General features: G+C 54.5%; 6 protein-coding genes. 3 read left to right on the plus strand and 3 right to left on the minus strand.

The window, feature by feature from the left end:
- Positions 1 to 131: 131 nt before the first annotated feature.
- From Q0072_RS18275 to Q0072_RS18285, 3 genes are all read right to left on the minus strand, one after another.
- Positions 132 to 1,181 carry a LacI family DNA-binding transcriptional regulator gene (locus Q0072_RS18275; protein WP_298332989.1) on the minus strand — a complete coding sequence of 350 codons (1,050 nt, stop codon included), beginning with the start codon at positions 1,179 to 1,181 and terminating at the stop codon, positions 132 to 134.
- Between the two features lie 86 nt (positions 1,182 to 1,267).
- On the minus strand, positions 1,268 to 2,929 hold the full coding sequence (locus Q0072_RS18280; RefSeq protein ID WP_298332990.1) for a glycoside hydrolase 43 family protein: 1,662 nt from the start codon (positions 2,927 to 2,929) through the stop codon (positions 1,268 to 1,270).
- A 206-nt stretch (positions 2,930 to 3,135) separates the two neighbouring features.
- On the minus strand, positions 3,136 to 5,097 hold the full coding sequence (locus Q0072_RS18285; RefSeq protein WP_366941852.1) for a glycoside hydrolase family 97 catalytic domain-containing protein: 1,962 nt from the start codon (positions 5,095 to 5,097) through the stop codon (positions 3,136 to 3,138).
- A 440-nt stretch (positions 5,098 to 5,537) separates the two neighbouring features.
- On the opposite strand from Q0072_RS18285, the gene Q0072_RS18290 reads away from it, so the two are divergent.
- The 3 genes from Q0072_RS18290 to Q0072_RS18300 are packed head-to-tail and all read left to right on the plus strand — an operon-like array spanning position 5,538 to position 9,045.
- A complete protein-coding gene (locus Q0072_RS18290) occupies positions 5,538 to 6,836 on the plus strand; it encodes an oligosaccharide MFS transporter (RefSeq protein WP_298332991.1) in 1,299 nt (432 codons plus the stop codon).
- Between the two features lie 17 nt (positions 6,837 to 6,853).
- Complete coding sequence (locus Q0072_RS18295) at positions 6,854 to 8,068, plus strand: glycoside hydrolase family 88 protein (protein WP_298332992.1); 1,215 nt, start codon at positions 6,854 to 6,856, stop codon at positions 8,066 to 8,068.
- The gene (locus Q0072_RS18300) at positions 8,065 to 9,045 is read left to right on the plus strand and encodes an ROK family protein (protein WP_298332993.1); all 981 of its coding nucleotides are present in this window, start codon (positions 8,065 to 8,067) and stop codon (positions 9,043 to 9,045) included. The genes Q0072_RS18295 and Q0072_RS18300 overlap by 4 nt, the downstream gene beginning before the upstream one ends.
- Positions 9,046 to 9,297 lie beyond the last annotated feature (252 nt).

Here is a 9,297-nt window from a genome sequence, read left to right on the forward strand (position 1 = left end):
ATTCCTTCTCTGTCAGCTCGTAGCGGCGACGGGTCATGAAAAAGGCCTCCAAATCAATGAAAGCCTTGAATCACGCATACGCCACCTTGAAAACCCGTTTTATGAGTTTTCGGCCTAGAGAGTTCAGGCGCTTAATCCGGTGCCTGACCTGAAGACCCCCGCTCCATGAGCGTGAATTTCATGAGACGGTGGATGGGGGCAGCGGAGCCCGAAGAGCGGCCCTCTTTGATCTTCTCAAAAATCGTCGCGACCGCATTACGCCCCATAGACACAATAGGTTGGTGGACGGTCGTTAACTGCGGCCATATGGTTGAGGCTACGGGCGTATCGTCAAAACCGCAAACACTCAGGTCTTCTGGGATGCGAATTCTCAGACCATGCGCCACCGCGACTACGGCTGCGCCCATGTCATCATTTGAGGCAAAGATCGCCGTCGGACGATCCTGCCGGTCAAGAAGCGTCATGCCGGCCTGCAAACCGGATTTGTAAGTAAACTGTCCTTGCACCACGAGGGACGGATCAACCGTTAGACCCGCTTCGGCCATACCTTTCATGAAGCCTTCATAACGGACCTCGGTTGGCGTGTGCGCTGGATCACCCTTGATAAAGCCAATTCGCGCATGGCCCAGTTTTGTCAAATGCCGCGTCAGGGCCAGAGCTCCGGCAAAGTCATCAATGCGAACGGCAGAGACCTCTGGCAAAGGCTTGGCAGTCGCCAAAGCGAGAACAGGCACCCCCTCCGAGGCCAGCATTTTGACCGTTTGCGCCGAGTCACACAACGGCGGAGGAATAATGACGCCATCGACACCCGCGGCAATGAGACGCTTAACCGCCTTCTTCTGCGAGTCCAACCCTCCGCATTTTTCGAGAATGAGTTGCGCCCCCAGTTTGGCTGCTTCGTCCAACCCTCCCAACATGACTTCGTTCAGATAAGAGGCCGAAGGGTGAGAATAGAGAATACCAATCCGGGTACCACCCATCCCCGATCGTGTGGATCGAGCGGCCATATTCATCGTGTAATCAAGCGCCTTGATCGAGGCCATCACCCTCTCTCGCAGCGGCTCACGCACATTGACATTTTTGTTGATGACACGCGAGACGGTCATCGAAGATACGCCTGCATGTCGGGCAACATCATGTATGGTGACCACTTTCTGGTCGCTGGCTGAGCGTCGTGCCATTTGAATCCTGCTGCGAAAAACGATTGCAAGAGAAGTGTATAGTTACCAGACTATACCGAATCGGTCCGTACTTTTGCCTAAAGTTGTCACTTATCGATAACAAAACTTTCGAACTCGGCAAATCCCACGCGCGTGGCCACATATGACGGCGTACCTGATGCCGCCTGAGCAAAGAGCCCTATTTGTGTGCCGACCCAACGGCCAGGAAGCGTCGTCAGCCCCTGCCCAATAGGTGTATAGCTCTGACCATCGAGACTGTAGCTGAATTCGACGCGGGCGTGCGTCGAACGCAACATCGATGGCCAATAATGGGGGAAGTTTGGAACCGGCTCAGCCACCTCTACCGGTGAGAAACGGACTCGAACCCACACTGGGCCGGACACCTGCACAGGCGCCGTTAGGAGGCTTTCGCCCCCGCCGGCATTGGCATTTTTTCGCGTGACCTGCACAAGCCGAGTCCCATCGGCGGTTTGCTCAAGACCGATCCAGCCATAATCATACCCCAGAACAAGCAGGCCTGCCCGTTCTCCGGGGAGGTTAGGGTGAAGACTCAGGCGAGTTGTCGCGGAAAAGGCCATGCCAGGCAACTTTTGAGTCAGAAGGTTGCCCGCCTCCCACAGATTAGCAGAGGAAGAAACAGACTTAAGACGCAACCGGCCAGTTACCGAGCGGTCAACCCAGTCATCCGATGGGTTGGCGCTCCATTGCCAGCCCAAGTGATAGCCATCGGCAAAGGAATCACTTGCCGGAGGCGTACTCGCTGCCTGCGCCGGAAGATCAGGTTTCCTGTGCCGCCATATCGGCTGTCCGAAAACCTGCTCCTTCTGGCGCTGACCGATGATCGGCCAATCGTCCTTCGTCCAAGTCATCGGCTGAAGCATGACGCGACGGCCATAGCTGTCGGTATCCTGAAAATGAATAAACCAGTGCTCCGCAGGTTTGTGCGCGCTGGAGGGCGTATCGACCCACGCGCCTTGGTGCGGGCCATTCATGGTCGTTCCCCCCTGATCCATCACATTTCGTCCCTCATAGGGACCGTAAACAGACTGGGAGCGAAACACGCCCTGCCATCCCCCTTTGACGGAGCCGGCCGGAGCAAAAATGTAATACCAGCCGTTGCGTTTATAGAGCTTAGGCCCCTCTGTGGTGAACCACGGCTTTGCCCCCTGCGACGTCAGGACTGGCGGCAGCTTCGCGCCGTCAATGACGACACGGCCCTCATCAACAGTGCGCGTCCCCTCTGCATTCAGTTTTTTTATTGTGATGATATTGCTGAAACCTGCTCTCGATTTAGCAAAGGCCAGCGCGAGATACCCCTGACCGTCAGTATCCCAGAAGGGAGAGGGATCTATAGCGCCCTTTGTCGAGTCCACAAGAACTGGCGCCGTCCACGGGCCTCTTGGGTCGACCGCGCTGACCATGAAAATACCGAAATCCGGATCAGGGTAATAGATCACAAAGCGACCATTGTGGTGACGAATAGCGGGCGCCCAGACCCCCCCTCCCCGCCGCGGTACGGCATGGTGCGCCATGGGCACATTGCGCTCAAGGGCATAGCCGATCAGCTGCCAATTGACGAGATCCCTGGAATGTAAGACCGGAAGGCCGGGCACATTTGTGAAACTAGAGGCCGTCAGATAGTAGTCGTCGCCTACGCGCACGACATCTGGATCGGAATAATCACCGTGCAAAATCGGGTTGATATAGGTGCCATCCCCCTGATCTGATACCCATATCCCGGTCGGCATAGACCTCAGAGGTGTCACCTGCGGTAGTTCCGCAGTCTGACACAGAAACGGAAGAGCGCTCAGGAGCGCCGATAGAAGTAGAGGTTTCATATTGTGCCTTCCCGGGCCCAAAACGGGCTGTATTTCCTGACTTCGCCCTGTTGAATCGGCGTTTTTTTATGCGGCTTAAGCCGTAGATTGTTATAACGTTACGGGAGAGTATAACGTTAAATTTGTTCCAGAAAAATCGCCTGCCCACCGGCGGCATTTAGCTGAAGCTTCAGTCGTGTACTTGCCGTCACACTCTCGGTTTCGATGCGGACCGGGGTCTTCCACGCGGGACGGGTTAGTTTTCCGTCCATGTAACGCGTCGCCCGCCATGTGCCAGCCCCTAGGAAAGACAGCGGAATCTCGATCCGCCGCTCGATTTCATTGGTCAGGGCGCCCAGGAACCACCGATCCCCTTTACGTCGGGCGATGACAACGAATTCCCCGAGTTCACCGGCCACCGCGACCGTCTCATCCCAGACGGTCGGCACCTCATCGAACCAACGCAACTCAGGCCATGCCTTGCCTTCGTACTTCTCCGGCTTGTCGTACCAGTAAAGCAGAGTCATTGGACTGTAGACCGTCACCGCCAGAGCGAGTTGATGGGCATTAGTGGTCTGGTTCTTTTCCTGGGCGTAGCAGATGGTGTAATCGGCTGGCCCAGCAATTGGTCGGGTAAAGGCGAGATTGACATGATGACGCGCTGCCGGGAACTGCTCGTTGCCCTTCACCCCTTCAAGCGTCAGGTAGTTGGGCAAGGTGCGCTCAAGTCCGGCCGGACGCAGATTGTCATGCAGATTGACAACCATACCATGTTCGCCAAAAGCCTTGACGACCTTGAAGATGAAATCGACGTCAGACTGACGTCCTTCCCACATGAACCCGAGCTTCACGCCCGCAACGCCCCATTTCTGATAAAGCCTGCACATCTGATCAAGCGCCCGTGTTACTGCCACGCGGTCAATGTAGAGCAAAACCCCGATGTCCTTGCTTCTGGCGTAATCGATGACCTTTTGCAGATCGAGCGCCTGGATCGGAACGGTAGGCTCTGACGCATCCGTTCCGTCACCATACCAGTGGGCATCGAACAGCACGTAGCTGATCTTATGTAATGCTGCGAAATCCACGGCCTTGAGGGACGCATCCGTCGAATAGGGTTTCATAATTCGAAAGGCATGACCCGGCTTCACCCACCGTGTGTCGCCTAGCATATTGGGCGACGCCAGCGTCGGCACGATATGGTGTCGCTCGATAAGGTCTTTAGCGCTATCGGCCACCAAAAGAGCGCGCCAGGGCGTGCTTTGGCCCACATCTATGTCAAATTCCGCTTCTCGCGGCGTCTCGTCCTGCCCGCCCCATCCCGTGGCGCGCGCTGGATAGCGCATTAAATAGGTCACAAGTCCACCGCCTCTGGTCGGACTAATCATCGCTCTGGGGTAATGCAGACGATCAGACTCTGCGATAAAGGCATAAAGGCCATTCCCGATGTCCACGGTTATCGGTAAGTCCGCAAAGGGTCCGCGATCCGAACTGATCGTCAGATCGGGATGCTCAAGGGGCGCCAGATCACGCTGCCCGGAAACATGAATATCCCCCTCGTCTCGGCTGCTGTAAAGGACGGCAGTGTCAGCAAAGCGGAACTCTGTTCGCTCGCCCATCAGTTTGAGTGAACGCAATTTTGGCACCTCGACAAGTCGATACCTGACTGCCGCCGCCCCATTGAAAACCCGGACGATGACATCAAATCTTATTCCCGCGGGGTCTTTGAGGTGCAGGGTGATTTCGTTGGCGGCATGATCATAACGCGACGACTGACCGAATTGCGGCGTCCAGCTTCCCGAATAGGACTGGCGCGATACGCGCAGTATCGACGCCCCCTCACCCAACAGACGCCCTTCGGCGAGCCATAGCCCGAGTCCAGAAGGTTTGAGCACGACCTTCTGCCCACTGAGGATGCTCCAGCTTGGTGTAACCCCTGACAAATCGACAAGGACAGTCAACTGCGAGTCTGGCGACGACACGCGAAACAGGAGGCGGCTCTGAAGCCTCGATCTCTTCTGTGTTTGCGCTGACACGGCGGACGGCACAGCTAAAAGCGAGGTCCCCATAATGAGGTGACGCCGGTCCAAGCTCATATTCATTCCTCTATTATTTACTGATTATGATAGTGATAGTGGACGAATCTGATATCGATATCAACAAAAAAAGACCATAGAGCCGGAAAAGCTCTATGGTCTGAGAAGGGAGGGGATTGCCGTAAGTCAATGCCGGACTTCGGCACACTTGCCACCCCAAAGAGGGTTTCGGGAGGAAGTGCCAACGCACGATGTGCTAGTAGTGAATAGGGCAAATTTAGCGTTCTGTGAAGAGGGAAACTCGAACCAGGGCGAAAATTGTTACATTATGGTTAAAATTCCCCGCGCGCAGTGCCCAATATTATGATTACAAAACAGCCACTTATCGTACAAATACAAGTCCGCTGCAAAACATGAAGACGAACAACTCTGTTTGACAAAGGAGGACGGCGGTGATATCGATATCAGCGAGTATTAACTTTTTATAAAAAAACAGGTGAGGCAACATGGCGTTCGCGTCAAGCGGCACGCCGGGCGGCGCAAGTCTGCCCGGTAAGCGAAAAATATATATATTGCTGAGCGCATACGTTTTTGCGTTTTTTGCGGCTCAGGCCATGAGCATTTCCCTGCTGTCCAACTGGCTCAAATCGACATTGGCGCTCACCGGAGAACAGACCGGAACCGTGATGGGGGCGAATTTTATTGCCTGTTTGATTGTGCAGCCTTTTTACGGTTACATCCTCGACAAGATCGGCCTTAGGAAAAATCTCCTGTGGTTTCTGGCTATTATGGTGGCCAGTTGCGGTTTTTTCTACGTCTACATCTACGAGCCTTTGTTGCGCCAGAACCTGGTCTTAGGGGCGTCTGCGGGGGCAGCCTATCTTAGCCTAACCTTCATGGCGGGTTCGTTTGCTCTAGAGTCCTATGTGGACCGTATCGGTCGGACATACGGATTTGAATATAGTCGAGTTCGGCTTTGGGGCGCGCTGGGCTTTGCTTGCGCTGCCTTCTTTTCAGGCACTCTGTTTAATATCAATCCGCACATTAACTTTTATATTGCTTCAGCCATGGCGCTCGTCCTGCTGCCAGTAGTGTTTTTTTTCAAGGCAGACACCGCAGATGCCGAAAATGTCAAAAAGACCGCGGTCAATTTTAAGGACACGCTGGCCGTTCTGTCCCTGCCCAAATTTTGGGGCTTCATGGTTCTTATTCTAGGCGTCACAAATCTATACTTGGTGTTCGATCAGCAATTTCCGGTCTACTACGCTGCACAGTTCGCGACTGAAGCGCTCGGACGTGAGGCCTTTGGTCGGCTGAACTTTGCGCAGATTTTCCTTGAAGCCGGCATGCTGTTTGTTGCGCCGTTCATTGTCAATTTTACTGGAATCAAACGCGGTCTGTTGCTGGCGGCTGGCATCATGATCATTCGAATTACAGGTTCAGGGCTTGTTGAAGGGCCTGTACTCATTTCTCTTATGAAGCTGCTGCATTCGATTGAGTTGCCGATCTTGGCGGTTTCGATTTTCCGGTACATCGCTACTCACTTCGAGGCCCGCTTTGCATCAACCTTGTATATGGTAGGTGTGAGCTTCGGACATTCCCTTGGTCTGGCCATACTGTCTCAGCCCGTCGGACGAGGATACGATCTGCTTGGATTTCAACACACCTATCTTCTGATTGGACTGGGGGCGCTTGTTTGCTGGATAGCCTCTATCTGGACCCTTGCCCCTGATCCGAAGCGTGTGGATGAGATTAAAGACGCCGCCACCTCTCACGACCTCGAAAACCGTGATTCCGCCTCTTAAGAGAACCATCTATACCTATGTCTTTTGTTGCTAAAGATTTACCCGCCGCTGACACTAAAGGACGTGAACCTCTGATCCGTTCAGAGTTATCGTTTCGAGCTGCTATTGACCAAAAACGGATTGATACCGCCATATCCACCGCCCTTGCGCGGATTGATAAGGCGCTTAGCGTTTATAAAGGGCAATATCCCACGCCATCTTCGGTCCACGGCGTTTACCCCACAATGGATAATACAGAATGGACCAATGGCTTCTGGACAGGTCAGTTATGGCTGGCTTACGAACTATCTGGCCAAAGTCATTACCGTGAGGCGGCAGAGGCACAGGTCGGCGAATTTTCACACCGTATCTTTAACCGGATTAACGTAGACCACCACGACCTCGGATTCCTGTACAGCCTCTCCTGCGTCGCAGCTTACAAGCTGACAGGTTCAGTCAAGGCGCGCACAGCGGCTGTGGAAGCGGCGCAAGTTCTCTTGACACGCTTTCTGCCGAAGGCCGGAATTATACAGGCCTGGGGCAATCTCAACGATCCGGCCGAAGCTGGCCGGATGATTATTGATTGTAATCTTAACCTGCCGCTTCTTTACTGGGCATCGGAAGAGACTGGAGATACAGCGTTCCGTGAGGCGGCAAATCTCCATATAGAACAAGCGCGTCGGTTTATTGTCAGGCCCGACGCCTCGACCTTTCACACCTTCTATATGGACCCGGTTACTGGGGCACCCCGTCATGGCTCGACTCATCAGGGTTATTCCGACGACTCCTGCTGGGCTCGCGGTCAGGCCTGGGGTATATCCGGTTTTCCTCTGGTTTATCGCTACAGGCGCGATCCTCGTCTAATCGAGACATCCGCTCAACTGGCTAACTATTTCTTGAACCGATTGCCGGATGACCTTGTTTGCTGCTGGGATCTGATCTTCACCGGCGCGCCGTATGAAAGGGACTCATCTGCGGCAGCCATTGCGGCCTGCGGCCTGATTGAATTGGGCAAAAATCTACCTTTAGGGGATCCGGATCAGCAAAGCTACCAGTCTGCTGCCGTGCATATACTCAACAGCCTAATTAATAATTATGCCAGCCAGCCTGACGAACCGGGTGCAGGCCTCATTAAACATGGCGTCTATCACATGCCCAAAGGGATCGGCGTAAACGAATACTGCCTATGGGGTGACTATTTTTACTTAGAGGCGCTTACCCGCCTGACACGCGTATGGGAGCCCTACTGGTGATTCAGATTGGTTTAGACTTTGGCGGCACTAAAATCGAGGCTGCAGCCCTTGATGCCGAAGGCAACTACCTCATGCGTATCAGGGCCGCAAACCCCGGACAGTATGACGCGGCGGTTAGCAAGGTATGCGACCTGGTGGCGATGGTCGAACGCGAAACGGGTCAGAAGGGCACAGTCGGCATAGGTGTTCCAGGCTCTATATCGCCCTCTACGGGCCTTATGCGAAACTCAAACTCGCTTTACTTGAACGGCAGGCCGTTCAGGGAAGACCTGTCTTCGGCACTTGGACGCGAGGTCCGTCTGGCCAATGATGCAAACTGCTTTGCCCTGTCCGAAGCTGTTGACGGCGCTGGCGCCGGCTCCGGCGTCTGTTTTGGCGTCATTCTCGGTACCGGCTGCGGTGGCGGGGTCGTCATCAACGGACGGCTTATCGAAGGCAAGAATGGCATCGGCGGCGAATGGGGTCACAACCCCCTTCCCTGGCCTAGGGACTACGAAACCCCGGGCCCGGACTGCTATTGCGGTCAAAGCGGTTGTCTTGAGCAGTTCATTTCAGGCACAGGCTTACAGCGCGATTATCTCAGTGCCACCGGTACCCATCTAAGCGCGGAAGACATTATCGTCGCCATGCGTCAGGGGCACGGTCCGGCTATGCTGGCATTTGACAGGCTAATTGATCGTATCGGTCGAGCCTTAGCCTCCGTCTGCAACATCATCGATCCCGACGCGATTGTGATTGGAGGCGGGCTATCCAACGTTCCGGAGATTCTGGATCGCGTTCCCGGTATCATAGCCCGCCACGTGTTTTCCGATGCCTGGGAAACGAAAATTGTGGCGGCCCGGTGGGGGGACTCCTCCGGTGTGCGTGGGGCCGCGCGGCTCTGGGAGAATGGCACGTCCCCCTCTTCCGACACCCCTCCCCTCGTATCGGGTGGCAATCTCGAGATCACACTCTCAGGCGAGGTATTGAATTCGTAGGGCATCTGGACCAAACCCTTATCAACACTGCGAAAGCAAAGGCCCTAAAATGGTGTCTTGATCGGGTTTGGTCTGAATCATTTTGTTAACCGCCTGGTTGGCGACCTGGGCGGAAGATTTCACCCACACATCATTCCGTAAGCGTAAGCCACGCCCCGTGTTTTCTGGCGGCCTAAAAAGTTCGAAAATGCCGTGTTTTAAGACGCGGGGTATGAACTTCTATGGCTACGCCTATGCGTACGACTAGAAATA

This window comes from Asticcacaulis sp. (assembly GCF_027484505.1).
GTDB lineage: Bacteria > Pseudomonadota > Alphaproteobacteria > Caulobacterales > Caulobacteraceae > Asticcacaulis.

Bases quoted from the DNA above. Each gene is read 5' to 3' on its own strand.
- Q0072_RS18275 (WP_298332989.1), bottom strand. From the start codon at position 1,181: ATGGCACGACGCTCAGCCAGCGACCAGAAAGTGGTCACCATACATGAT.
- Q0072_RS18280 (WP_298332990.1), bottom strand. From the start codon at position 2,929: ATGCCGACCGGGATATGGGTATCAGATCAGGGGGATGGCACCTATATC.
- Q0072_RS18285 (WP_366941852.1), bottom strand. From the start codon at position 5,097: ATGAATATGAGCTTGGACCGGCGTCACCTCATTATGGGGACCTCGCTT.
- Q0072_RS18290 (WP_298332991.1), top strand. From the start codon at position 5,538: ATGGCGTTCGCGTCAAGCGGCACGCCGGGCGGCGCAAGTCTGCCCGGT.
- Q0072_RS18295 (WP_298332992.1), top strand. From the start codon at position 6,854: ATGTCTTTTGTTGCTAAAGATTTACCCGCCGCTGACACTAAAGGACGT.